Source organism: Terracoccus luteus, assembly GCF_003635045.1.
Taxonomy (GTDB): Bacteria; Actinomycetota; Actinomycetes; order Actinomycetales; family Dermatophilaceae; genus Terracoccus; species Terracoccus luteus.
Map to the genome: position 1 here is coordinate 234,435 of NZ_RBXT01000001.1, position 24,408 is coordinate 258,842.

The 24,408-nt window shown below is 71.8% G+C and carries 22 protein-coding genes, 1 tRNA gene and 1 riboswitch; of the genes, 15 read left to right on the forward strand and 8 right to left on the reverse strand.

The genetic code is table 11. The features are described 5' to 3' along the window. The first annotated feature begins 32 nt into the window (after positions 1–32). From DFJ68_RS01145 to DFJ68_RS01160, 4 genes are read left to right on the forward strand one after another with little or no spacing between them, the layout of a single operon-like run. On the forward strand, positions 33–1,601 hold the full coding sequence (locus tag DFJ68_RS01145) for an ABC transporter permease subunit (RefSeq protein ID WP_245963374.1): 1,569 nt from the start codon (positions 33–35) through the stop codon (positions 1,599–1,601). Beyond that, positions 1,601–2,542, forward strand: coding sequence for a sugar ABC transporter permease (locus DFJ68_RS01150; RefSeq protein ID WP_245963375.1), 942 nt, complete (start codon positions 1,601–1,603; stop codon positions 2,540–2,542). The genes DFJ68_RS01145 and DFJ68_RS01150 overlap by 1 nt, the downstream gene beginning before the upstream one ends. After that, positions 2,539–4,431 (forward strand): glycoside hydrolase family 13 protein, encoded by a 1,893-nt coding sequence (locus DFJ68_RS01155; protein WP_211333245.1) that lies wholly within the window; start codon positions 2,539–2,541, stop codon positions 4,429–4,431. Before DFJ68_RS01150 ends, DFJ68_RS01155 begins: the two co-directional genes overlap by 4 nt. Then, positions 4,428–5,447 (forward strand): LacI family DNA-binding transcriptional regulator, encoded by a 1,020-nt coding sequence (locus DFJ68_RS01160; RefSeq protein WP_221186304.1) that lies wholly within the window; start codon positions 4,428–4,430, stop codon positions 5,445–5,447. The genes DFJ68_RS01155 and DFJ68_RS01160 overlap by 4 nt, the downstream gene beginning before the upstream one ends. Before the next feature lie 85 nt (positions 5,448–5,532). Here the strand turns inward: DFJ68_RS01160 and otsB are convergent, their stop codons facing one another. Next, positions 5,533–6,342 (reverse strand): trehalose-phosphatase, encoded by an 810-nt coding sequence (gene otsB, locus DFJ68_RS01165; RefSeq protein WP_121030339.1) that lies wholly within the window; start codon positions 6,340–6,342, stop codon positions 5,533–5,535. Further along, positions 6,339–7,835, reverse strand: coding sequence for an alpha,alpha-trehalose-phosphate synthase (UDP-forming) (locus DFJ68_RS01170; protein WP_121030341.1), 1,497 nt, complete (start codon positions 7,833–7,835; stop codon positions 6,339–6,341). The genes otsB and DFJ68_RS01170 overlap by 4 nt, the downstream gene beginning before the upstream one ends. A gap of 222 nt (positions 7,836–8,057) precedes the next feature. Here DFJ68_RS01170 and DFJ68_RS01175 point away from each other — a divergent pair, with 222 nt between their 5' ends. The 5 genes from DFJ68_RS01175 to DFJ68_RS01195 all read left to right on the forward strand — a co-directional run bounded on the left by DFJ68_RS01175 (position 8,058) and on the right by DFJ68_RS01195 (position 13,185). Continuing rightward, entirely contained in the window at positions 8,058–8,489 is a 432-nt protein-coding gene (locus DFJ68_RS01175; protein WP_121030343.1) for a CBS domain-containing protein, read from the forward strand. 274 nt (positions 8,490–8,763) lie between these two features. Further along, the gene (locus DFJ68_RS01180; RefSeq protein WP_121030345.1) at positions 8,764–10,617 is read left to right on the forward strand and encodes a serine/threonine-protein kinase; all 1,854 of its coding nucleotides are present in this window, start codon (positions 8,764–8,766) and stop codon (positions 10,615–10,617) included. Between the two features lie 362 nt (positions 10,618–10,979). Then, positions 10,980–11,089: riboswitch (cyclic di-AMP (ydaO/yuaA leader) on the forward strand. Between the two features lie 29 nt (positions 11,090–11,118). Then, on the forward strand, positions 11,119–11,844 hold the full coding sequence (locus DFJ68_RS18920) for a transglycosylase family protein (protein WP_121030347.1): 726 nt from the start codon (positions 11,119–11,121) through the stop codon (positions 11,842–11,844). 257 nt (positions 11,845–12,101) lie between these two features. Then, positions 12,102–12,174: transfer RNA gene (locus DFJ68_RS01190), tRNA-Thr, on the forward strand. 195 nt (positions 12,175–12,369) lie between these two features. Beyond that, positions 12,370–13,185, forward strand: a complete 816-nt coding sequence (locus tag DFJ68_RS01195; protein ID WP_121030349.1) for an MBL fold metallo-hydrolase — start codon at positions 12,370–12,372, stop codon at positions 13,183–13,185. Positions 13,186–13,209: 24 nt separating this feature from the next. On the opposite strand, the gene DFJ68_RS01200 is transcribed toward DFJ68_RS01195, so the two are convergent. Further along, positions 13,210–13,914 (reverse strand): GAF and ANTAR domain-containing protein, encoded by a 705-nt coding sequence (locus DFJ68_RS01200; protein ID WP_121030351.1) that lies wholly within the window; start codon positions 13,912–13,914, stop codon positions 13,210–13,212. A gap of 234 nt (positions 13,915–14,148) precedes the next feature. Between DFJ68_RS01200 and DFJ68_RS01205 the strand changes: the two genes are divergently transcribed. Continuing rightward, on the forward strand, positions 14,149–14,664 hold the full coding sequence (locus DFJ68_RS01205) for a DUF2243 domain-containing protein (RefSeq protein ID WP_245963376.1): 516 nt from the start codon (positions 14,149–14,151) through the stop codon (positions 14,662–14,664). Positions 14,665–14,952: 288 nt separating this feature from the next. On the opposite strand, the gene DFJ68_RS01215 is transcribed toward DFJ68_RS01205, so the two are convergent. The 4 genes from DFJ68_RS01215 to DFJ68_RS01230 are packed head-to-tail and all read right to left on the reverse strand — an operon-like array spanning position 14,953 to position 17,974. Beyond that, positions 14,953–15,891: a manganese catalase family protein gene (locus DFJ68_RS01215; RefSeq protein WP_121030357.1), complete on the reverse strand. Its 939-nt coding sequence runs from the start codon at positions 15,889–15,891 to the stop codon at positions 14,953–14,955. 54 nt (positions 15,892–15,945) lie between these two features. Then, on the reverse strand, positions 15,946–16,584 hold the full coding sequence (locus DFJ68_RS01220; RefSeq protein WP_121030359.1) for a DUF3618 domain-containing protein: 639 nt from the start codon (positions 16,582–16,584) through the stop codon (positions 15,946–15,948). Continuing rightward, a complete protein-coding gene (locus tag DFJ68_RS01225) occupies positions 16,581–16,985 on the reverse strand; it encodes a phage holin family protein (protein ID WP_121030361.1) in 405 nt (134 codons plus the stop codon). Before DFJ68_RS01225 ends, DFJ68_RS01220 begins: the two co-directional genes overlap by 4 nt. After that, positions 16,982–17,974 (reverse strand): hypothetical protein, encoded by a 993-nt coding sequence (locus DFJ68_RS01230; protein WP_121030363.1) that lies wholly within the window; start codon positions 17,972–17,974, stop codon positions 16,982–16,984. The genes DFJ68_RS01225 and DFJ68_RS01230 overlap by 4 nt, the downstream gene beginning before the upstream one ends. 334 nt (positions 17,975–18,308) lie before the next feature. Here DFJ68_RS01230 and DFJ68_RS01235 point away from each other — a divergent pair, with 334 nt between their 5' ends. The 5 genes from DFJ68_RS01235 to DFJ68_RS01255 all read left to right on the forward strand — a co-directional run bounded on the left by DFJ68_RS01235 (position 18,309) and on the right by DFJ68_RS01255 (position 23,422). Further along, entirely contained in the window at positions 18,309–19,091 is a 783-nt protein-coding gene (locus DFJ68_RS01235; RefSeq protein ID WP_121030365.1) for a histidine phosphatase family protein, read from the forward strand. Then, positions 19,088–19,996 carry an NAD(P)H-hydrate dehydratase gene (locus DFJ68_RS01240; protein ID WP_121030367.1) on the forward strand — a complete coding sequence of 303 codons (909 nt, stop codon included), beginning with the start codon at positions 19,088–19,090 and terminating at the stop codon, positions 19,994–19,996. The genes DFJ68_RS01235 and DFJ68_RS01240 overlap by 4 nt, the downstream gene beginning before the upstream one ends. Positions 19,997–20,184: 188 nt before the next feature. After that, on the forward strand, positions 20,185–21,561 hold the full coding sequence (locus DFJ68_RS01245; RefSeq protein WP_121030369.1) for a type 2 periplasmic-binding domain-containing protein: 1,377 nt from the start codon (positions 20,185–20,187) through the stop codon (positions 21,559–21,561). Beyond that, positions 21,558–22,493, forward strand: a complete 936-nt coding sequence (locus DFJ68_RS01250) for a carbohydrate ABC transporter permease (RefSeq protein ID WP_121030371.1) — start codon at positions 21,558–21,560, stop codon at positions 22,491–22,493. Before DFJ68_RS01245 ends, DFJ68_RS01250 begins: the two co-directional genes overlap by 4 nt. Continuing rightward, on the forward strand, positions 22,490–23,422 hold the full coding sequence (locus DFJ68_RS01255; RefSeq protein ID WP_121030373.1) for a carbohydrate ABC transporter permease: 933 nt from the start codon (positions 22,490–22,492) through the stop codon (positions 23,420–23,422). Before DFJ68_RS01250 ends, DFJ68_RS01255 begins: the two co-directional genes overlap by 4 nt. 113 nt (positions 23,423–23,535) lie before the next feature. Here the strand turns inward: DFJ68_RS01255 and DFJ68_RS01260 are convergent, their stop codons facing one another. Beyond that, a complete protein-coding gene (locus DFJ68_RS01260) occupies positions 23,536–24,360 on the reverse strand; it encodes a sigma-70 family RNA polymerase sigma factor (RefSeq protein WP_121030375.1) in 825 nt (274 codons plus the stop codon). Positions 24,361–24,408 lie beyond the last annotated feature (48 nt).

The following is a 24,408-nucleotide window of genomic DNA, read 5'->3' on the forward strand; positions in this document are numbered from 1 at the left end:
CCGTCGCCGCTCCTGCCGTGAAGAGGTCCCGCATGTCCCAGGCCACAAAGGCGTCGCCTGCCCAGAGCATGTACCGCACGCCCCTCTGGGCGTCCGTGCTCAAGTGGGTCGCGCTCGCCGTCGTCGTCGCCGCCGCGTTCGTGCTCGCGACGCGCCTCGCCGACCAGGGCTACACGCTCTACATCGTCGTGCTCGCCCTCGTCGTCATGGCGGTCCTCGCCGTGTACTCGACCCGGCGGGCCATCCCGGCCAAGTACCTGCTGCCGGGCCTCGTGCTCCTGCTCGGCCTGCAGGTGTGGCCCATCGTCATGACGGTGAGCACCGCCTTCACCAACGGGCAGACGATCACCAAGGAAGACACGATCGCCGCCATCCAGACCAACTCGGTCCAGGAGGTGCAGGGCAGCCCCCGCTACAAGCTGTCCATCGCCGTGCCCGAGGGCGGCGACGTCGCCAGCGCCCCGATCTCCTTCCTGCTCACCGCCCCCGACGGCACCTACGAGGTGGGCGACAAGGACGGCCTCAAGGACCTCCCGGCCGAGGGCGTCCAGAAGACCGACTCGGGCAAGATCACCGCGGCCCCCGGCTGGACGGTCCTCAACGCCCGTCAGGTGAACGCCCGCAAGGACCTCGCGACCTTCGCCGTGCCGACCGCCGACGGCGGCGGGATCAAGGCGAGCGGCCTCAGCGAGGCCTTCGAGGGTAAGGCGACGATCACCTACGACGCCGCGACCGACCAGCTGCGCGACTCCGCGACCGGCAAGGTCTACGTCGTGCGCGACGCCCGCTTCGTGCCGCAGGACGGGCAGGGGCAGGCGTTCCCGCAGAAGTGGGCCGAGAACGTCGGGTTCAAGAACTTCCAGACCATCCTCACCGACCCGACCATCCGCTCCGGCTTCCTCAAGATCTTCACGTGGAACGTCGTCTTCGCGGCCCTCTCGGTCATCACGACCTTCATCCTCGGGATGCTGCTCGCCCTGCTCTTCAACGACGAGCGGCTCAAGGGCAAGGGGTACTACCGGGCCCTGCTCGTGCTGCCGTACGCGATCCCCGGCTTCGTCACCTCGTTGCTGTGGAAGAACATGTTCAACCAGGAGTTCGGCCTCATCAACTCGCTGACGGGCCTGAACGTCGACTGGCTCGGTGACGCGACCGCGGCCAAGGCGGCCATCCTCATCACGAACCTGTGGCTCGGCTTCCCGTACATGTTCCTCATCTGCACCGGCGCGCTGCAGTCGATCCCGGCCGACGTCCGCGAGGCCGCGAAGATCGACGGCGCGAGCGCCGGTCGCACCCTGCGCTCGATCATCATGCCGCTGCTGCTCGTCGCGGTCGGCCCGCTGCTCATCGCCTCGTTCGCCTTCAACTTCAACAACTTCGGGCTGATCTTCCTGCTCACCGGCGGCGGCCCGTTCGAGTCGGACAACACGAGCATCGGCTCCTCCGACCTGCTCATCACCTACGCGTTCCGCCTCGCCTTCTCCGGCGTCACACCCGACTACGGACTGGCCGCCGCGGTCTCCATCTTCATCTTCGTCATCGTCGCGCTCATGAGCTACGCCGGCTTCCGGCGCACCAAGGGCCTCGAGGAGGTCAACTGATGTCCACCGAACCGATGTCCCTGCAGTCGCCGGCCACCGTCGCCACGACGACCGAGGCCCTGCCGAAGACCCGGCGGCGCTCCGTCGCCCCCAAGGGGGTGCAGGGCCGGGTGTGGTGGAAGCACGTCCTCGGCGTGCTCGCCCTCGTCTGGGCCCTCTTCCCGATCGTCTTCCTCATCTCGGCCGCGCTCAACCCGTCGGGCACGCTCGACTCAGCCGGCCTGCTGCCGACCGCGGTGTCGTGGAACAACTTCGACATGCTCTTCAACGACCCGTCGCGCCCGTTCCTCACGTGGTTCCGCAACTCCCTGCTCATCGCCTTCATCGGTGCGCTCGGGCAGATCTTCATCGGGGCCTGCGCGGCCTACGCCTTCTCGCGGATGCGGTTCCGTGGCCGTCGCGGTGGTCTGCTCAGCCTGCTGCTGCTGCAGATGTTCCCGGCGCTGCTCACCTTCGTCGCGCTCTACCTCATGTTCGCCCGCATCGGCGACGTCGTGCCGGCGCTGGGCCTCGACACCGTCCTCGGCCTCTCCCTCGTCTACCTCGGCGGGGCGATGGGCGCCAACGTCTGGCTGCTCAAGGGCTACTTCGACACCGTGCCGCGTGAGCTCGACGAGGCGGCCCGCGTCGACGGCGCCTCGCACGCCCGCATCTTCTTCACCATGATCCTGCGCCTGACAATGCCGATCCTCGTCACGACCTTCATGATCTCGTTCATCGGTCTCTTCAGCGAGTTCCTCCTCGCCTCGATCTTCCTGCGCGACGTCGACTCGCAGACCGTCGGCGTCGGCCTGTGGAGCATGAGCAAGGGCAACGAGGCCAACCGCCTCTTCGGGCAGTTCGCGGCCGGCGCGCTGCTCTGCTCGATCCCCGTCGTGGCGCTCTACCTCGCCGTGCAGAAGCAGATCGTCGGCGGCCTCACCACGGGCTCGGTCAAGTGAGCCCTCGCCCGGCCCACACCGTGGGGTGGCTCGCGCAGCCGCACCACGACGGGTCGGGGCGCTACGTATCGGACCTCACGCCCCGGCTCGGCGGCACCGTCGACGTGCTGCTGCGCGTGCCACTCGAGTGCGACGTCGAGACGGTCCACGTGCGCACGAGCCCCGACGGCGAGCAGCAGTTCGCCGCCGCCCGGCTCGTGCGCACGACCGACACCGACGCGTGGTGGTCGGCCACCCTGACCTGCCACAACCCCGTGACGAACTACCGCTTCCTGCTCGGTGGCGGTCCGACGAGGTATGCGTGGCTCAACGGCACCGGCCTGCACGCGCGCGACGTGCCCGACGCGAGCGACTTCCGGCTCGTCGCCCACGACAGCCCGCCGCCCGCGTGGGCCCGTGGCGCCGTCGTCTACCAGATCTTCCCCGACCGCTTCGCCCGCTCGCGGGCCGCCGACCGCCGCGAGCAGCCGGCCTGGGCCGTGCCCGCCCAGTGGGGCGACCCGGTCGACACCCGGCCCGGCGTCATCGCGCAGCAGTTCTACGGCGGCGACCTCGACGGGGTCGTCGAGCACCTCGACCACCTGGAGTCGCTCGGCGTCGACGTCGTCTACTTCACCCCGTTCTTCCCCGCGCGCTCGAACCACCGGTACGACGCGGCATCCTTCACGGCGGTCGACCCGCTGCTCGGCGGTGACGCGGCGCTGCGCCGGCTGACGAAGGCCGCCCACGCCCGCGGCATGAAGGTCATGGGTGACTTCACGACCAACCACACCGGCGACGCGCACGAGTGGTTCGTCACCGCGAGCGGCCCCGGCGGCCGGCGCACCCCCGAGCGTGACTACTACATCTGGGAGGACGGCGACTACGTCGGCTGGCTCGGCGTGCGGTCGCTGCCGAAGCTCAACCACCTCAACCAGCAGCTGCGCACCCTGCTCTTCGAGCGCGCCGACGGCGTCGTGCGCAAGTGGCTGGGGCGCTCCGGCGGGCTCGACGGCTGGCGGGTCGACGTCGCCAACATGACCGGGCGCTGGCGCGGCACCGACGTCAACCACGACGTCGCCCGCCAGATGCGCGACGCGATGGGCCGGCACGCCCCCGAGGCGCTGCTCGTCGGCGAGCACGTGCACGACTACACCGTCGACGTGCCCGGTGACGGCTGGCACGGCGTCATGAACTACGCCGGCTTCTGCAAGCCGGTCTGGACCTGGCTGCGCGACGCCGAGGGCGACCCGAACTTCCTCGGCGCGCCCGTGCCCGTGCCGCTGCTCGACGCCGGCGCCGTCGTCGAGACGATGCGCGACTTCACCTCGCGCATCCCGTGGCAGTCGCTCGTCAGCAGCTTCAACCTCGTCGGCTCGCACGACGCGACGCGGGTGCGCACCCTCGTCGGCGGTGACGGCCGCGGCGTCGACGTCGCCGCGGGCCTGCTGTTCACCCTGCCCTCGATGCCGATGCTCACCTACGGCGACGAGATCGGCATGGAGGGCGCGTTCGGCGAGGACGGCCGCCGCCCCATGCCGTGGAACGAGCAGCACTGGGACACCCGCATCCTCGAGGTGTACCGCAGCCTCATCGCGGCCCGCCGCGGGTCGGTCGCCCTGCGCGAGGGCGGACTGCGCTGGGTGCACGCCGACGGCGACGCCATCGTCTTCCTGCGCGAGACCGCCGACGAGACCGCGCTCGTGCACGTCGCGCGGGCCGCGCACGCCCCCATCACCCTCGACGCCCGGCACCTGCCCGGCATCGCCGACGGGCGCCCGCTCCACGGACCCCGCCCGCGCGTGGGTACGCGCAGCGTGACACTGTCTGCCTCGGGCCCCGGGGCGCGGGTGTGGGCCTGGCGGCCCACCGACGGGGGTGCGACCCACGGGAGGCGGAGGAGGCGATGACCGAGGTGAAGGCGCGGCTGCGTGACATCGCGGTGCAGGCGAGTGTGTCCGAGGCGACCGTCTCGCGCGTGCTCAACGCCAAGCCCGGCGTCGCCGAGTCGACCCGTCAGGCGGTGCTCACTGCCCTCGACGTGCTCGGGTACGACCGCCCGAGTCGCCTGCGGCGCAAGAGCGCCGGGCTCGTCGGCCTCATCGTCCCCGAGCTGACCAACCCGATCTTCCCGGCCTTCGCGCAGATCATCGAGAACCTGCTCGCGCAGAACGGCTACACGCCGGTGCTGTGCACGCAGGTGGCCGGCGGCGTGCACGAGGACGAGTACGTGCAGATGCTGCTCGACCGCGGCGTCGCCGGCATCATCTTCATCTCGGGTCACCACGCCGACACGAACACCCAGCCCCACCGGTACGTCGAGCTGCGTGAGCGCGGGTTGCCCCTCGTGCTCGTCAACGGCTACATCGAGGGCGTCGACGCGCCGTTCATCAGCAACGACGACGTCGCCTCGATGGGCCTGGCCCTCGAGCACCTCGTCAGCCTTGGCCACCGCGAGATCGGCCTCGCCGTCGGCCCCGACCGCTACGTGCCCGTCATCCGCAAGATCACCGGGTTCCGCCACTCGATGCAGGAGCTCGTCGGCCGCTCCGACGTCGACCACCTCATCGAGCGCACCCTCTTCACCGTCGAGGGCGGCGCGTCGGCGGCGGGTCGGCTGCTCGACCGCGGCGCCACGGCGGTCGTCTGCGGCTCGGACCTCATGGCCCTCGGAGCCATCCGCGAGGCCCGCAAGCGGGGCCTTCAGGTGCCGCGCGACTTCTCCGTCGTCGGCTACGACGACTCGACCCTCATCGCCTTCACCGACCCGCCGCTGACGACGGTGCGCCAGAGCGTCGACGCCATGAGCGCCGCCACCGTGCGTGCGCTGCTCGACGAGATCGCGGGTCAGCCCTCACCGCGCGCCGAGTACGTCTTCCGCCCCGAGCTCGTCGTGCGGGGCTCGACGGGCGCCGTCCGCCGGTAGCACCGGGCGTCGGTCGAGACGTCGGTCGGATGCCGGTGGGCCCGGTCCCGGGGGACGAGTCGGTCTCGCGACGGGCCGGGGTCCGCTACGCGGACTCGTCGACCTCGGCCGCGCGACGACGACGCAGCACCGTCTGCAGGCAGGCGGCGACGGCCGCCTCGTCGTCGAGCCGGTGGCGGGCAGCCGTCGACCCCGTACCGACCTTGACGGTGACGTCGTGGGTGCGGCGCATGCGCACGAAGGCGTCCTCGTCGGTGACGTCGTCGCCGAAGTAGAAGCGGGCCCCGGCCCCGACCGCGCGTCCGAGGGCCGTGACGGCCGAGCCCTTGTCGGCGTGCGACACCGTCAGCTCGAGCACCGACTTGCCCTTGAGCACCTTGACGCCGGGGTGGCTCAGGGCCCGCTCGCGAGCGGCCGCGATCGCGGCGTCACCCTCGGCCCGGTCGATGCCGCGCACATGCACGACGACCGCGGCGGCCTTGTGTTCCAGACTCGCTCGCGGGTGCTCCTCCTCGATGAGTGCGCTGATGTCGGCTCGAAGCTCGGCCAGCCGCTGCTCGTCCTCGGGCGTGACCGCAGCAGCCTCCATGGCCTCGCGGACCGCGGGGTCCGACGACTCGGCGCCGTGGCTGCCGATGAGCACGATCGGCTCGTCGGGGGCGATGCCGGTGAGGGTGCGCAGGGTCTCGAGGTCGCGACCCGACACGACGGCGACGTGCACGCCGGGCAGGTCGGCGAGGGCCCGCAGGGTGTCGATGCTCCCGGGCCAGGGGCGGGCGTCCATCGGCTCGCGGGCGAAGGGGGCGAGCACCCCGTCGAGGTCGGTGGCGACGAGCAGCGACCGCACCTCCACGGCATCCTCGATGGCCGCGCGCAGGGGCGCCTCCGCGCTCACGGCGCCACCACGGGGTCGGGGGAGGCCTCGGCCGCCTGCGGGTCGGGGGCCGCGGGGGCGTCGGCGACCTGCTCGAGGCGCGGCCGGTCGGGGGCGGACCGGAGCGCCGCGAGGTAGCGGGCGGCCCAGCGCTGCACGTCGTGGTCGCTGACCCGGCGGCGCAGCGCCTGCATGATGCGCTGCCGGTCCTTCGCCGGGGTGTTGACGGCCCGGACCATGGCCTGCTTCAGCCCCTCGATGTCGTGCGGGTTGCAGGCGAAGGCCTGGTGCAGCTCGTGCCAGGCGCCGGTGAACTCCGACAGCACGAGAGCACCGCCGAGGTCGTGGCGGCAGGTGACGTACTCCTTGGCCACGAGGTTCATCCCGTCGCGCAGCGGCGTGACGAGCATGACGTCGGCGGCCTGGAAGAGCGCGGCCATCTCCTCGCGCGGGTAGCTGTGGTGCAGGTAGTGCACGGCGGGCGCGCCGATGCGGCTGTACTCGCCGTTGATGCGACCGACGGTCTGCTCGATCTCGCCGCGCAGGGTCCGGTAGGCGCCGACGCGCTCGCGGCTCGGGGTCGCGACCTGCACGAGCGTGACGTCCGGGGGCGAGAAGCGCCCCTCGACGAGCAGCTCCTCGTAGGCCTTGAGCCGGTGGCGGATGCCCTTGGTGTAGTCGAGGCGGTCGACCCCGAGCATGAGCACCTTGGGGTTGCCGAGGCTCTCGCGGATCTGCGCCGACCGGGCCATGACCTCGGGCTGCTTCGCGAGCCGCTCCAGGCCCTTGAAGTCGACCGAGATCGGGATGGCCGCCGCGCGGACCGTGCGCGAGCTGCCCTCGACGTGCACGAGGTCGCGCTTCGTGCGCGCCTGCAGCAGCTGGCGGCAGGCCCGGACGAAGTTGCGGGCGTCGGCCTGGCGCTGGAAGCCGAGGAAGTCAGCCCCGAGCAAGCCCTCGAGCAGCTGGCTGCGCCACGGCAGCTGGGCGAAGAGCTCGACGGGCGGGAAGGGGATGTGGTCGAACCAGCCGATGCGCACGTCGGGCCGCAGCCGGCGCAGCATCGCGGGCACGAGCTGGAGCTGGTAGTCGTGCACCCAGACCGTCGCCCCCGGCGCGGCCAGGGCCGCCACGGCCTCGGCGAAGCGCTGGTTGACGCGCTGGTAGGCCTGCCACCAGTCGCGGTGGAACGAGGCGGGCACGATGACGTCGTGGTAGATCGGCCACAGGGTGTCGTTCGAGAAGCCCTCGTAGTAGAACGCGACGTCCTCCGCCGACAGGCCGACGGGGTGCAGGTGGATACCGCCGTCGTCGAAGGGCTCAGGCGCGTCGCCGGTCTCGCCGGCCCAGCCCACCCAGGCGCCGTCGTGGTCGCGCATGACCGACTCCATGGCGGTCACGAGGCCACCGGGGCTGCGTCGGATCTCCACCGTGCCGTCGTCGGCGGTCACCCGGTCGACGGGGAGGCGGTTGGCCGCGATGACGAGGTCGTACGTCGACCGTTCGGACGGCACTCGATCAGCTCCTGAGGTCGGGGGGCGGGGTCCGTGTCGTCGCGTACCCCGTCAGGCGCACCTGCCCGGGGAGCCCGCCACACGGCATCCGCTGCTCCGGTCTCACTGTAACGACCGGGCTCTGGCGCCCGGACCCGTCCCCGCCCTAGGGTCAGGAGGCACGGCAGCAGCCCGACGGACGCCCGGTGAGGGCGCGGGTGGCCACGCGACAGGGAGGTCGACGTGAAGATTTCGGACGTGGTGCGCAGCAAGGGTGACGGGGTCGTCACGGTGACGCCCGACACGAGCGTCGGCGACCTGCTGGCCCTGCTCGAGGAGCATCGCATCGGCGCGGTCGTCGTGAGCACCGACGGGGGCTCGGTCGACGGCATCGTCAGCGAGCGCGACGTCGTGCGCCACCTGCACTCCGACGGTCCCGGCATGCTCGCGGGGCCGGTGTCGGCGATCATGACGAGCGAGGTGACGACCGGCAGTGCCGACGACGAGATCGCCGCGCTCGCCGCGACGATGACCGAGCTGCGCGTGCGCCACGTTCCCATCGTCGACGGTGACGGCCGCCTCGCCGCCATCGTCAGCATCGGCGACATCGTCAAGCACCGCCTCAACGAGCTGCAGTCGGAGCGCGACCAGCTGCGCGACTACATCACGAGCTGAGACCGGTCCGGATGCCGGGTGGCGGGCTCGGCGCCGCGCACTCCCGCCCCCGCCCGGGCTTGTGTCTCGAACGAACCGTTCGAGGTCGAACGCGCTGCTGGTGGCCGAACGCGCCGGTGTACCGGTGAGGTCGACACCCGGCCCCGAGTTCGGCACCGAACGGTTCGTTCGAACAACCAGCCGGGGTGGGGCGGTCTTGCACGAAGCCGACAAGTCGGGCACTCGCCGCGCGCGGTGCGCCGGGACGGCCGGCGGGGTGAACTACCGTTGCCCCATGCCAGCGCACGACCGCACCGAGTGGGTCCCGACCCCGTCGGGGGCTGCGCTGACCGGGTCCGGCGACCCCTACCCGCGGCACGAGCGGCTCGGGCCCTACCGCCTCATCGAGGAGATCGGCGAGGGTGGCATGGGTGTCGTGCACCTCGCCCTCGACCCGCGCGGCCGCGCCGTCGCCATCAAGGTGCTGCGGGCCCATGTCGCGCACGACTCCGACGCCCGCACGCGGCTCGGGCGCGAGGTCGAGACGCTCTCGCGCATCCGCGACCCGCGCGTCGCCAGCGTCATCGACGCCGACGTCATGGGCCCGCGGCCCTACATCGTCACGCGCTACGTGCCCGGCACGGCTCTCGACGAGGCCGTCGAGCAGGGCGGCCCGCTGCGGCCCGACGCCCTGCTGCGCCTCGCCCGCGGCACCGCCGAGGCGATCCGCTCGATCCACGCCTGCAGCGTCGTGCACCGCGACATCAAGCCCGGCAACGTCCTGCTCGAGGACGGCGAGCCCGTGCTCATCGACTTCGGCATCGCCCACCTGCAGGACGACGTACGCCACACCGTCGGCGGCCTCGTCATGGGCACCCCCGGCTACCTCTCGCCCGAGCTCGTGGAGGGCGCGCGCATCAGCGACGCCACCGACTGGTGGGGCTGGGCCGCCACCATCACCTACGCCGCCGCGGGGCGCCCGCCCTTCGGTCGGGGGCGCATGGATGCCGTGCTCAGCCGGGTCCGCGCGGGGGAGGTCGACCTCGCCGGGGTTGACCCCCGGCTGGCACCGCTGCTGCAGGCCTCGCTCTCGCCCCGGCCCGAGCGGCGACCGCACGCCGACGAGGTCATCGATGCCCTCGAGCGCTTCGCCCACGGGGAGGACGCCACGGTCGGCCACGCCCGCAGCCACGTCGGAACCGACGACTGGGACGCGACCGAGGTCGTGCAGGTCGAGCCGCCGCCCGCCGGGTCGACGCAGGTGCTGACCGGCCGCTCGACCAACGTCATGCCTGCCGTCCCAGCCGCCGTCCCAGCCGCCGTACAGCCCGCCGTCCAGTCGGCTCCGTCGGCGCCGGTCCCCCCACCGACGTGGGAGGACCTGCCTCCGTCCGTCCCCGCCTCCGCCCACGACCCGTCGGAGGGCGGGCCACAGCACCGCTGGGGCTCCCTGGCGCGTCGTCAGCGGGACGACCAAGACGCCCGCGACGACCGGGGCGTCGACCCGCCCGTCGACGGCTCCGCCGACCTCCTCACACCGCCGCGCAGGGAGGGCGACCCCCGCATCGGCCTGCCGATGCGCACCGGCCTGCTCGCCGGCGTCGCGACCGGCTGGCTCGGGGCGCTCGCGGCCTGGCCGGGGGTGGCCCTGCTCCTGCTCCTGCTCTGGTCGGTCGTGGCGCGCGCCACCGACCGCACCGTCACCGGGCTCGTCCTGCGCCGGTACGAGAACGGCCGCCGTCGCAGCGACGTGCCGTGGGCGCTCGGTCTCAGCCCGTGGCACGTCGTGCTGTCGGCGGTGGCCACCGTCGTCGGCCTCGTCCTGCCGCTCGCGGTGGCGCTCGCCGGCGTCTTCGCCTCGGCCCTGCTGCTCGCCGGGGCACAGGGTGGCGAGCTGCAGCCGGGCGACCCGCTCACCCTCGCCGTCGGCGGCGGACTCGGCCTGCTCATGGCCTGGTGGGGTCCGGCGGGCTCGTCACTGCGTCGCGGATCTCGTTCGATCACAAGGGTGCTCGTGCCCGAAGGTGTCGGCACGACGGTGGCCGGGGTGGTGCTCGTCGGCTTCGGTCTCGTCGCCGCGGTGGCCGCCGTCCGGCACGGCACGGCCTTCGACTGGACCCCGTGGACGGGGAACCCGCTCGGGGGGTGAGCCCCACCCCGCGCGCACCGGTGCCGACGCGCAGACGGACGCTCCCGGCATCCATGGATAAAGCACAGGTCTCGGACAGGTCACGGAACTATCTCGGGCGGGCTTGTGCGAGGGGCGTCGGCCACGTACCGTCGATGCTCGTCAGCCCCCATCCCCTGACCCGTTGACACTCGGCCCGCATCCTGCGGTCCCGAGACCGGGGGAAGGTCCCTGACGGCACCCGACGACGCGGACCCACGCGTTGCGGACACAACTTCACACCGCCACCCATCAGAAACCGGTCCCTGAGCGCGCCGAGCCTCGCCAGCCAGGGAATCACCCAGCACCTGCGTCCTGCGCCGGTGTGGAGGGTCGGGCGAGGACGGGGGACCCAGTTGTCTGGGCAGCGGACGCACGGCGTCCGACTGTCCGACGGGGGTGAAGCCGCGAGAGCGGCGGGGCACCTGACGCCCCAACCCGACAGCTAACTCCGCAGGCGCACGTCAGGAAGGGAAACCACCCATGCACTACTCCTCGAAGCACGCTGCCACGAAGAAGACGTCGGTCAAGCAGCGCATCGTCCTCGCCGGCATCGCCGGTGGGGCCACCCTCGCCGGCGGCATCGCCGTCGCGGGCCCCGCCAGCGCCTCGAGCGTCTGGGACCGCGTCGCGGCCTGTGAGTCGGGCGGCAACTGGTCGATCAACACCGGCAACAGCTTCTACGGCGGCCTGCAGTTCACCCGCAGCACGTGGCTGGCCTACGGTGGCGGCGCCTACGCCTCGCGCGCCGACCTCGCCACGAAGTCGCAGCAGATCGCCGTCGCCCAGCGCACCCTCGCCGGGCAGGGTCCGGGCGCCTGGCCCGTCTGCTCCCGCAAGGCGGGCCTGACGCGCAGCAACGGTGGCGCGACCTCCTCCTCGGTGCCGCAGTCGAGCAGCTCGTCCTCCTCGTCGAAGAAGTCCACGTCGACCAAGAAGACGTACTCGACCCCGAAGAAGACGACCTCGACCAAGAAGTCGTACACGAGCACGAAGAAGTCGTACACGAGCACGAAGAAGTCGTACACGACCCCCCGCGTCAGCACCGGCAACGGCGCCCGCATCGTCGTCAAGAGCGGCAACACGCTCTCGAAGCTCGCGACGAAGTACAACGTCCAGGGCGGCTGGAAGGCCATCTACGACGCCAACCGCGGCACCGTCTCGAACCCCAACCTCATCTTCGTCGGCCAGGTCCTGCGCCTGCCGTGAGCATGAGCCTCTGACCGCCCACCGGTCGCCTCGGCGCCGGTGACGGTCTCCTGACACCGGACGGCCCCGCACAGCACTCGCTGTGCGGGGCCGTCCGCGTCCCCGGCGGTGTTGCCGTCCGTGTCCGTGTCCGTGTCCCCGTCCGTGTCCCTGCCGCCGGCCGGGGCGCGCTGCTCGACGTCCGTTGCGGATGTCGAGGATGCCGGGGCGCTCCGTTACGCTGTCGCCGTCGCGGCGGGCGCCGCCCGCGTCGACGTGCTGGCGTGGCGCAATCGGTAGCGCACCTGTCTTGTAAACAGGCGGTTAGGGGTTCGAGTCCCCTCGCCAGCTCTCGGCCGAGCGTGGGCGGACCGTCGCCGTCCCGGCCGTCGGGCGACGTGGGGACCCGGTGCCGACGAGGTCGCGGGCCCGCTTGCGGCGGCGCGGCCGGGGTACGGGCAGGACGTCCGCCGGTCGCGGCGGGACACCGGTCGACGAGGGGCCCGGCCGTCGTGACGGCGCCGCGGCCCCTGCCGAAGGAGTCACATGTCCGACCCGACCTCGGCCACGAGCACGACACCCACCCTGCAGCTCGTCGGCAACGCCACCGTCGTTCTGCGGTTCGGCGAGCTCACCCTGCTGACGGACCCGAACTTCCTCCACCAGGGACAGCGGGCCTACCTCGGGTACGGCCTCACGTCGAAGCGCCTCACCGAGCCGGCGCTGCGCGTGGACGAGCTGCCCGGCCTCGACGCCGTCGTGCTGTCGCACCTGCACGGCGACCACTTCGACCGGGTGGCCCGGCGCGGGCTCGACCGCGACGTCCCGATCATCACGACGCCGCACGCGTCGAAGCGCTTGCAGTGGCAGGGTTTCTCGCGGGCCAACGGCCTGCGCACGTGGGGTGAGTACGAGCTCGCCCGTGGCGACGACATCGTGCGCATCACCGCCATGCCCGGCCGGCATGCCCCGCGGCCTGTGTCCCGACTGCTGCCACCTGTCATGGGCAGCATGCTCGAGTTCCGCTCGGGCGCCGGGCCGGTCACGCACCGCCTCTACATCACCGGCGACACGCTCCTTGTCGACGAGCTGCACGAGATCCCGCGACGCTTTCCCGACGTCGACACCACCGTGCTGCACCTCGGCGGCACGACGCTGCCGGGCGGGCTCATGGTGACGATGGACGGGGAGCAGGGTGCCGAGCTGCTCGGGCTCATGGGCAACAGCCGAGGCATCCCCGTGCACCACAGCGACTACACCGTCTTCCGCTCACCGCTCTCGGAGTTCGAGGATGCCGTGGGGCGCCGTGGTCTGTCGGCGCGGGTGAGCGTCGTCGAGCCCGGCGAGACGGTCTCCCTCTGACGCGGTGCCGTCGAGGGTCGCGCGTCAGATGACGTCTCGACCCTCGACGACCGCCGTCGCGAGGTCGCGGAGCTTCGTGTTGGTGTCCTGCGAGTGACGTTGCAGTACCGCGAAGGCGGCGTCGACGTCGAGCGAGTAGCGCTGCATGAGGACCCCCTGCGCCAAACCGATCGTGTGCCTCGTGGCCAGCGCCGAGCGCAGACCGACGAGCTCGTTGCTGAGGGCCATGGCCGTGGCGGCATGGTCGGCGAAGAGTCGGGCCAGCGCCACCGCATCACGGTCGTAGGCGCGGGGCGGGTCCGCGTAGAGGTTGAGGCTGCCCAGGACCGTGCCGGGGATGCCGACCCGGACGCTGAGGACGCTGCGCACCCCTGCCTCCCGGGCGCTCCGTGACCACTGGGACCACCGTCCTCGCCCACCCTCCGCCTCGTCGTCACCGAGATCGCCCGTGACGACGACGGGCTCGTTGCGGACGGCGTCGAGACACGGCCCCTCGTCGAGCTGGTACTGCCGCGCATCGAGCAGGAGCGCCACCCCGTCCGTGGCGGCCGGGGTGCGGATGCGGTCGTTGGCGTGGCGCAGCGAGACGCTGGCGTGCTCGCACCCCGGGACGACGGTCAGCGCGGTGCGAGCGACGGACTGCAGGGTCAGCTCATAGCTCTCCTGCAGCGCCATGCTCCGGACCGTGCCGGCCAGTCGTCGGGCCGCGGCGACGTCGACGGTGGTCATGGGGGCCTTTCACCCACGCCGCGTCGGGACGCGGACGGACCACCCGGCGTCGTGCGTGAACCGGGACAGCGCACAGTATGGCTCACCCCCAGAGGTGCGATGCAACCGACCCGCACGACGGACCGGCAACCGATCCCGCACCGGCGGCGCGTGATTCGCCACGTGCCGGGTACGCGCCGGTCGAGGCCCGGGGACCACCCCCGGCCGTCCGCCCGACCAGGAGAGCAACACGCCGTGAGCCGCAGCGCCGAAACGACGAGCCGACGGACACCGACCGTGGCCGCAGGTCTGCTCTTCGGTATCGGTCTAGGCAGCTTCGTCGACGGGATCGTGCTTCACCAGCTGCTGCAGTGGCACCACATGCTGAGTGACGTGGCGGGCTATCCCGTGACCACGGTGGCCGGGCTCGAGGTCAACACCCTGGCGGATGGCTTCTTCCACGCCCTCGCCTGGGTGTGCGTCGTCGCGGGCATGGTCGTCACCCTCGCCTCGTGGCGTCAGGGGCGCCTCGCGCCCGGCCGGCGCTTCCACGGCGGCCTCCTGCTCGTCGGGTGGGGCGGGTTCGACCTCGTCGAGGGCATCGTCGACCACCACCTGCTCGGGGTCCACCACGTGCGCGACGACCTGGGTGCACCCCTGTCGTGGGACATCGGCTTCCTGCTCTTCGGGGCGTTGCTCGTCGTCGTCGGCGCGGCCCTGCACCGTTCCGGTCGCGGCGCACTCGACGGGTTCAGCGAGCCGTCAGCCTGACGGCGAGGTCACGTGGGACCTGCGCCTCGAGCACGACCGCCCCGGCGCCGGCACGTCCATCCGGGGCCGGGAACCGTACGGTCGGGCGCCACCATCGAGGCGCCCGCACGACCGTGCCCCGGGTGCCCTCGGGGACGACGACGCTCCCACGGGGGTCGTGCCACCACCGCGTCGTGACGACCTCGTCACCGACCCCCAGGCGAGGCCGTCGTGCACCGCCCGGGCGCGGACGCCGACGGGGGCTCGGACGCCGCGCACCGGCATCCGCGCCCCCGTCGGTCGCCGAGGTCACGAGGGGTCGTTCGCCTCGGCCAGCTCGATCTCCGCGGTCGCCTGGATGAGCGACAGCAGCTCGGCGTCCAGGCCGGGCGCGAACTCCTCACGCCGCTCGGGCGCCATCTCGAGGGGCGAGCCCTCGGGCATGAGCGCCGTCGAGAGCTCGGTCCCGTCGTTCGAGGGTGACGCGCCCCGGTACAGCTTCGCCGCCTGGCTCTTCTCGTCGGCGTCGAAGGTGTACTGCACGCTCTGCAGGCCGAGGTCGACGAGCCGCTTGACCTCGGGGAACCGCTCGGCGTTCGTCTTCGGGATCGGCAGCACCTTGCCCCAGCTGACCCCGAGGCTCTCGAGCGCCTTGGCGTACGCGTTCTCGTGGGCCTGGTCGCGCACGATGAGGTACGCGATGGTCGAGCGGGCCGTCTTGTTGTCGGTCATCTCGTAGATGCGGCACTTCTGCAGCCGCCCCGTCGACTCGAGCATGAGGTTGTAGAGCAGGTCGAGCACGAGGTTGCCGCTGTTGTACACGTACGAACCGCTCCACGGGTTGCCCGCGGCGTCGACCGGCAGTGCGCCCTGCGCCCCCACGAGGTAGTGGTGGATGTTGCTGTGGTCCAACGCGATCGACAACGGAGTGGCGCCCTTGTCGCCCGGCTTGTCGACGGGGTCGTCCTTCTTCCCCTGGTACGCGGGCGACCCGTCGAGCAGCCGGCTGATGGTCGTGCCGATGAGCTCGACGTGGCTGATCTCCTCCGTGCCGACACCCTGGATCAGGTCCTTGTAGGGCTGTGCCGCGGGGTCGCCCCGGAAGTTCATGCTCTGGAAGAGGTACTGCATCATCGTCCGCATCTCGCCGAACTGGCCGCCGAGCCCCTCCTGCAGGGCGTTGGCGGCGGCGGGGTCCGGCTCGTCGGTCTCGATCGGGTGGATGAGCTTCTGCAGGTGCAGGTACACGGTTCTCCTTGTGGTGCAGTCGGTCTCGGTCGTACGACTCGCGCGCGAGTCGGGTCAGGAACGGACCTCCCCGGCCGCGTCCTTGCCGGTAGCAGCCACGTCGGATGCCGTCGAGGTGGCCTCCTCCTTGACCGTGCCGGCCGCGTCGGTCGCCGCCCCCTTGACGCTCTCGACCGCCTCGGTCGCGGGCTCCCTGAGGTCGGCCGCCACGCTCTTGGCGGCGTCGGTGGCCTGTTCGACGAGCGGCTGCGCCTTCTCCTTGACCGCGTCGGCCGCCTGTCGCTCGGCGCCGCTGGCCGGCAGCAGCGAACCGACGAGCCAGCCGGCCCCGAAGGCGATGAGGCCGGCGGCCACGGGGTTGCCCCGGGTGCGGCTCGTCGCGGCCGACGGCGCGGATGTCGCGGCGTCCCTGACGGAGGAAGCGGCCCCGGACACGGAGTCACCGGCGGACGAGGTGAGGTCGCCGGACGACCCCATGACGCTGTCCTTGAGCCGACCGACGCGGTCGCCGACCTTGTCGACCTGGCGACGGGCGACGTTGCCGGGGCGGGCGGTGTCGACGAGGGCGTTGACGTTGGCGCTGAGTTCGCTGCGGGTGGCCTCGATCTCGGCGCGCAGGCGCTCCGGGTCGTCACGGCCGGGCTCCGACGCGCCCGTGCGGTCGACAGCGCTCTGGTCGCTCTGGGTGCTCATCGGGTCTCCTCCTTGCCCTTGAGGGCGTCAGGTACGTGCTTGGCGGTTTCGGTGGTGCGGGGCAGGCCCTGGACCTGCGCGAGGCGGGTACGGCCGAGGGCGGCGAGCACGCCGGCGACGACGGCCCAGACGACGGCGATGATGAGCGCGCCCCAGGCCTGTCCCGTCCATTGGCTGATGCCCCACCAGGCCGATAACGACACGAAGAGCAGCACGAAGTGTGCGGCCACGCCGGCGCCTCCGAGCATCCCCGCGCCGGCTCCGGCCCGGGTGGCCGACTGCTTGACCTCGGCCTTGGCGAGCTCGACCTCCTGGCGCAGCAGGGTGGTGAGGTCCTGGCCGACGGCGCCGAGCAGCTCGCCGATCGACCGGTCGTCCTGGTCGGTGGGCGGGGTGCTCATCGGGGGTCCAACTCGTAGGGCTCGGGCGTGTGGGTCTCGACGTCGCGGACGAGGATGTCGTCGCCGCCGATGCCCGCGTCGTCGGTGGCCGTGCTCGGGACCTCGGTGCTCGTGCTCGGCTCGCCGTAGAGGTCGGCCTCGGGCGTCGTCGCGGATGCCGTCGTGCCGCCCGCCGCGGACCCGAGGGTGCCCGTCGTGCCGAGCGAGGCGGTGCCCTCGTAGCCGGCCTCCGGGTAGGTGCTGCCGTAGCCGCCGACCGAGGACGTCGTGCCGGTGGCCGAGTCGGCTCCGTCCGTCGAGCCGGTCGAGCCGGTGGCCGACGACTCGTCGTGGCCGGTGAGGCCACGGGTGAGACGGCCCGCGAGCAGACCACCCACGGCGGCGACGGCCAGGAAGGCGCCGGGGCGGCGGCGGGCGAACTGCTGCGCCTGCTCGAGCAGGTCGGCCGGCTCGTGCCGCTCGAGCCAGTCGGCTATGCCGCCGACGCGGTCACCGGCCTGTGAGGCGAGGCGTGTGGCCGTCCCGGAGGTCTGCGACTCGCCGGATGCCGGCGTGCCCTGAGTGCCCTTGTCGCCGCTCGTCATGCGACCGAGCTCGTCGGCGATGTCGCGCAGCCACGAGGCGGCAGCGTTCTGTTGGGTCGATGCCTGGTCCGTGAGCTGCGAGCGGGCCTGCGACAGCAGGTCCTTCGCCTGCTGACCGGCGGCAGAGGCGACGTTCGCCGCCTCGTCCTTGGCGACGCCGGCCACGTGCTTCGTGCCCTCGGCGGCTTCGCCGGCGACGCGCCTGCCCTGCTCCTTCACGGTGTCCGTGGTGCTGGACCCGCCAGATCCGCTGGATACGGGTGTGGTGCCGGTGGCGGAGACGGGCTCGAGGGTGGGGTCGCTGGGCAGGCTGGACGCGATGGACGTCGTGCCCGGCTCGGTGCTGAGGCTGCCCGTGTCGGAGGCGCCTCCGGGTCGGACGGGGTCGGTGTCGTACTGGGACATGGGTGTCTCCTGGGTCGACGGAGACGGTGCCGTCGCCGCTGCGGCGGTACCGCCTGAGGGTGGCGCCGGGTGCGTGCACGGTCCGGACGGACCGCGCGGGCTTCAGGCGCCGAGAGCCGACCCTGGGTCATCAAGGTCGGGTGGTGTCGTGCGGACGACGGACGGTGTCCGTGGGGCCCACCGGGTGGTCGGCCGTCATGAGATGAGTACCCGTGGGTCACCCGGCCAAACGACCGACGGCTGACCGAACGGCTGTCGCCCGACGACCCGGGGAGCGGGGCGGGCGTGGGTACGGGCTGCGCATGGGCCACGAGACACGACAGCGAGAAGCGCGATGAACGAGGGATGGACGACGAGGCACGTGCCCGCCCGGCTCGTCGTCGTGCGGCACGGGCAGAGTCTGGGCAACCTCGCCGACGCGGCGGCCCGTGAGGGTGGGAGTGGACGGCTCGAGCTGACCACCCGTGACGCGGACACGCCGTTGTCGGACACCGGACGCGAGCAGGCGCAGGCGCTCAAACGGGCCGTCGCGCGGCGCGGTGCGGGAGAGCGACCCGGGCTCGTGCTCACCTCGCCGTACGTGCGAGCGGCGGACACCGCCACCATCGCCCTCTCCGGCCTCGCCGACGGCACCCCCGTCGTGGCCCGCGACGAGCGGCTGCGTGAGCGGGACCTCGGCGCGTTCGACGGCCTTACGGGTGACGGCATCCGGGCGGCCCACCCGGAGGAGGCCGAACGACGGGCCTTCACCGGCAAGCTGTACTACCGGCCCCCGGGCGGGGAGAGCTGGACCGACGTCGCCCTCCGGGTGCGCCAGCTGGTGGCCGACCTCGCCCACACCGAGCACGAGTGCGTCTGGGTCTTCACGCACCAGGCGGTCATCCTCGCCTTCCGCCTCGTGCTGGAGGGGCTGACCGAGGAGGAGGTGCTGCGCATCGACCGAGAGGAGCCGCTGCCCAACACGTCGGTCACCACCTACGAGCGCGACGACGCCGGCCGGCTGCGCCTCTCGACGTTCGCCGACGTGTCGCACCTCGAGCAGGAGGAGGCGCCGACGACGCGGGAGGAGCCGGCGCACGAGCCCGTGGACCGGCTCGTGGACGAGGGCACGTCATGACCGACGACGAGACCGCACCGCACGAGCCCGTCACGCCCGCGACGCTGAGCCGCTGGCCGCTACCCGAGATCGGCGGGGGCAAGGAGAACAAGGGGCGGCTGCTCGTCGTGGGCGGCGCCCGCCAGACACCGGGCGCCGTGCTGCTCGCGACCCAGGCGGCGCTGCGTGTCGGGGCGGGCAAGGTGCAGCTGGCCACCGCGGCACCGAACGCGTCGGCCCTCGCCTGCGCCCTGCCGGAGGCCTACGTCGAGGGGCTGCCCGTCCACGAGTCGGGTGACCTAGACCCCTCTGCCGCCGGCCTCGTGCGCGAGATGGCCGACGGCGTCGACGTCGTGCTGCTCGGGCCCGGCCTCGGGGACCCCGAGGTGACGGCGGCCCTGCTGTCCCAGGTCGTCCCTCACCTCGACTGCACCGTCGTCGTGGACGCCCTCGCCACCGCGCACCTCACCGGCGACCTCGGCGCCCTTCGTCACCTCGACGGCCGCGCCGTCCTCACTCCCAACCTCGGCGAGCTCGCGGCCACGTTGCAGGCGGACGAGGATCAGGTGCAGGACGACCCGGCCGCCGCCGTCGACCGGCTCGCCCGCGAGAGCGGGGCGGTCGTCGTCAGCGGCGCCGTGCCGACCTACGTCGTCCGGTGGCCGTCGGCCCGTTGGCGGGTCGACCTCAGCCCGGCCGGTCTCGGGACGGCCGGCTCCGGCGACGTCAAGGCCGGGGCGGTCGCCGGGCTCCTCGCCCGCGGTGCCGACCCCGAGCAGGCAGCCGTCTGGGGCGTCCACCTCCACGCGCGGGCCGGCGCGCGCCTGACCCGGGGTGGCGCAGTGGGCTTCACGGCGCGCGAGCTCGCCGACGAGCTGCGCCCGGCGCTGGCGGAGCAGCCGACGTCCACGCCCGACGGCGACTGACGGCATCCGGGGCCTGCGTCGGCTCGTCGCCTGACCGGCTCGACGCCACGCACCCACCACCGACCGACGAAACGGGGGAGCGGACCCGCAGGAGAAGTGCACCGGGAAGCGTTTGCTTCTGCGGCTCTCGGGTAGTTCTCGGCCCGAGACGCCGCTCGGCGTCGTGCACCCGAACGAGGAGGTTCGCCATGCGCGCGAGGCTTGGGATCGCGGCCGCTGCGATCGTGACGATGGTGGCCGGCTGTGCCGGGGTCGGCGGGGGCACGAGCGGCGGTGACGGCGGAGGAGGCGGCGCCTCCGGCGGAGGTGGGCTCAGCGGCACGCCCTCGGGGACCCTGCGCATCATGGGGTTCGGCGGCGAGGACGAGGTGGGCCAGTCACGCATCAAGGCCTTCAAGGACGCCTACCCGGGTGTCACGGTGAGCAACAACAAGGGCGACTTCGACGCGCAGCAGTTCCTCACCGCGCTCGCGAGCGGCAACCCGCCCGACCTCGTCTACATGGACCGCAACCTCATCGGCACCTACGCCCAGCAGGGGGCGGTCGTACCCCTCGAGGACTGCATCAGCAGCCGGTCGGTCGACACGTCGCAGTACCGCGAGGCGGCGATGCGGTCGGTGACGCTGGGCGGCAAGGTCTACGGCATCCCCGAGTTCTACGTCGTCACGACGACGCTCGTGGACGGGAAGAGCCTGGCCTCCGCCGGCATGTCGTCGAGCGATCTCGCCACGACCGACTGGGCCTCCCTCAAGACGGCGAGCGACAAGCTGTACAAGGCGTCGGGAGGCAAGATCGAGCGGATCGGCTTCGACCCCAAGCTTCCTGAGTACTTCCCCCTCTGGGCCACGGCGAACGGCGCGCAGATCATCAAGGAGGACGGCAGCCCGAACCTCAACGACCCCAAGGCGGTCGAGGCCCTGGAGTTCGCCATCAGCCTCGTCGACGACCAGGGCGGGTGGACCTCGTTCAAGAGCTTCCGCGACGCCTTCGACATCTTCGGCGAGAAGAACCCGCTGAGCGCCGGCGCCGTCGTCGCCTTCCCGATGGAGAACTGGTACGTCAACGTGCTGCGCGACTACATCGGCAGCGGCCTGAAGCTCGAGTCGGTGCCGTTCACCGACCGGCAGGGCAAGCCCGTCAGCATGGTGGGCGGCAGCGCCTGGGCCATCCCGAAGGGGTCGAAGAACGCGACCGCCGCGTGCGCGTGGGCCCAGACGATGACCGACAAGGCCACGTGGCTCAAGGCGGCGGAGGCGCGCGTGGCCAAGGTGAAGCAGGACAACAGCTTCTTCACCGGCCTCTTCACCGCCAACAAGCCCGCCGACGACGCCATCCGGGACCAGTACCTCACCGACGCGCCCGACCCCGGCTTCAAGCAGGCCATCGACAACTACTACTCGACGCTCGACGTCGCCCAGGCCCTCAACCCGTCGGCTGCCGGCTCCCAGATCGACGCGGCCTGGAAGAGCGGGGTGTCACGGGCGCTCGCCGGCACTCCGGTGAAGGACGCCCTCGACCAGGCGCAGAAGGAGGCAGAGGCGGCCTTCACCAAGGCGAAGGGATGATGCGACTGCGACTGACCGACCGGCGTGGCAGCGCCCTGCAGCGCCGCGAGGCGCGCGCCGGCTACCTGTTCATCTCGCCGTGGGTCTTCGGCTTCCTCGCCCTGACGGCCGGCCCGATGGTCGTCAGCCTCTACCTCAGCTTCACGGACTACTCGCTCGTGAACGAGACGCACCAGGTCGGCCTCGAGAACTACCGTCAGCTGTTCGAGGACCCGAGGGTGGGCAAGTCGCTCGCCAACACCTTCGTCTACGCCGCCATGTTCGTGCCGCTCGGCATCGTCGTCGCCCTCGGGCTCGCGCTGCTGCTGCTGCGGCTGGGCCGCTTCTCCGGCTTCTTCCGCACCGTGTTCTACCTGCCGGTGATGACCCCGGGAGTCGCGGCGGGCGCGATGTTCCTGCTGCTGCTCAACGGCCAGCGCGGTCTGCTCAACGACGTGCTCGGCTGGTTCGGCATCACCGGACCGAACTGGACGACCGACCCCGCGTGGCTCAAGCCGTCGCTCGCCGTCGTCAGCCTCTGGACGATGGGCGGCAGCATCATCATCTACCTCGCAGCTCTGAACAACGTCCCGAAGCAGCTGTACGAGGCCGCCCTGCTCGACGGCGCCGGTCCGGTGCGCCGGTTCGTCAGCGTCACCCTGCCGATGATCTCCGGGGCCCTCTTCTTCACCGTCATCACCCACACCATCGGGGCGATGCAGATGTTCGACCAGGCCTTCACGATGTACTACGGCCCGCAGCAGGGGGCGACGGCGTCCGACGAGTCGCTCGTCTACATGGTCTACCTGTTCCAGAACGCGTTCCAGTACTTCCGGATGGGCTTCGCGTCCGCGCTTGCGTGGGTGCTGTTCGCGATCATCCTCGTCATCACCGTGGTGCAGGTGAGGGTCGGCAACCGGTTCGTCTACTACGAAGGGGGGTCGACCCGATGACGCTCGACGTCCGTCGACCGCTGCGGCCCGACGACCCCGACCGACCGGCGCGGGAGGGCGAGCTCGCCTCGCTCGTCACGACCGGTGGCGGACGTCGCCGACGTCTGACCTCGGGGCTTGTCGTGCGCTGGCTGCTGCTGCTTCTGGCCACGGTCGCCTTCGCCTACCCGCTCGTCTGGCTCGTCAGCGCCTCGCTCAAGCCCAAGGCGCAGGTGTTCGACAACCGGCTCGTGCCCGAGACGGTGCAGTGGTCGAACTTCGTCACGGTGTGGGACGCCGGGCCGGTACTGCAGTGGCTGATGAACTCGGGCCTCGTCTCGCTCATGGCCGCGGCGACGGTGACGCTCTCGAGCGCCCTCGTCGCGTTCGGGTTCGCGTACTTCCGGTTCCGTCTCCGCGGAGCGCTGTTCGGGCTCGTCCTCGCGACGATGATGCTGCCCGGAGCCGTGACGATGATCCCGGTGTATCTCATCTGGAACCGGCTCGGGTTCGTCGACACCCAGGTGCCGCTGTGGGCCGGCAACCTCTTCGGCTCGGCGTTCTACATCTTCCTCATGCGCCAGTTCTTCCTCGGTGTGCCGCGCGAGCTCTTCGAGGCGGCTCGCATCGACGGGTGCAGCAACCTCGGGCTGTTCCGACGGATCGCGCTGCCGCTCTGCCGTCCTGCGCTGATCATCGTGTTCATCTTCGAGCTGCAGGCCAGCTGGTCCGACCTCATGAAGCCGCTGATCTACCTGCAGACCGAGGAGTACTACACGATGCCCCGCGGCCTGAAGCAGATCGTCGACAGCTTCGCCCTGTCGGGCCAGTACAACTGGGAGATCGCGATGGCGGCCACCCTCGTCGCGACGGTGCCGATGATCATCGTCTTCGCCTTCGGTCAGCGCTACTTCCTCGAAGGGCTGGCGACGCAGGCGAAGCAGGGCTGAGCGACCCGGCCTCACGCGAAGGATGCCGTCACGCCCGGCCCGGCGTGACGGCATCCTTCGCGTGAGGCCGGTGTGGACCGACGGTGGACCGCTGCACTCGCGACGGTGTCAGGTCAGCCGGCGGCGACCGTGTGTCGGGCGGGGACGCGGGCGGCCTCGCCGTCGTCGAGCACGGCGCGCAGCGAGAGCACGATCCGCTTGAGCGAGCGGGAGACCCGCATCTGGCTCATGCCGAGCACCTCACCGATGCGATCCTGGCTCAGGCCCTCGACGAAGCGCAGCACGATGAGGCGACGGTCCTGCTCGGGCAGGGAGGACAGGGCGCCGGCGAGGTCGACGCGGTGCACGACCGCCTCGAGCTCGGCGTCGACCATGGCGAGAGAGGCGTCCATGACCGGGCCGTCGTCGGACCCGGACACCTGGTCGATCGAGATGGGCCGGAAGCTGGTCGACGAGCTGAGCAGCTCGCTCATCTGGTCGAGCGGGACCTCCAGGGCCTGCGCGAGCTCGCTCACCGTCGGGCTGTGCCCGTACTCCTGCTCGATGCGCTGGCGCTCGAGCTGCACGGCGGTGCGCAGGTCCTGCAGCTTGCGCGGCGGGCGGACCATCCAGGCGCGGTCGCGGAAGTGGCGCTTGAGCTCACCGGAGATCGTCGGCACGGCGTAGGCCGCGAAGGACGGGGCCTTGCCGGGCTCGTAGCGGTGGATCGCCTTGATGAGGGCGAGCCGGGCCACCTGCACGAGGTCGTCGTGCTCGACGCCGCGGTTGTCGTAGCGGCCGGCCATCGTCGCGCAGGTGCCGAGGTAGAGGTGGACGATCTCGTCGACGATGGCGGCCTCCTGCTGCGGCGTGGAGGCGGCGGCGAGCTCCGCGAAGAGGTCGGCGGTCTGCTCGTCACGCTCGGCGTAGCGCTGGCGGAGGGTCGGAGACAGGTTCATGACAGGTCCTTCGTGCAGTGAGAGGACACGGCGCCTGTCATGGACCGA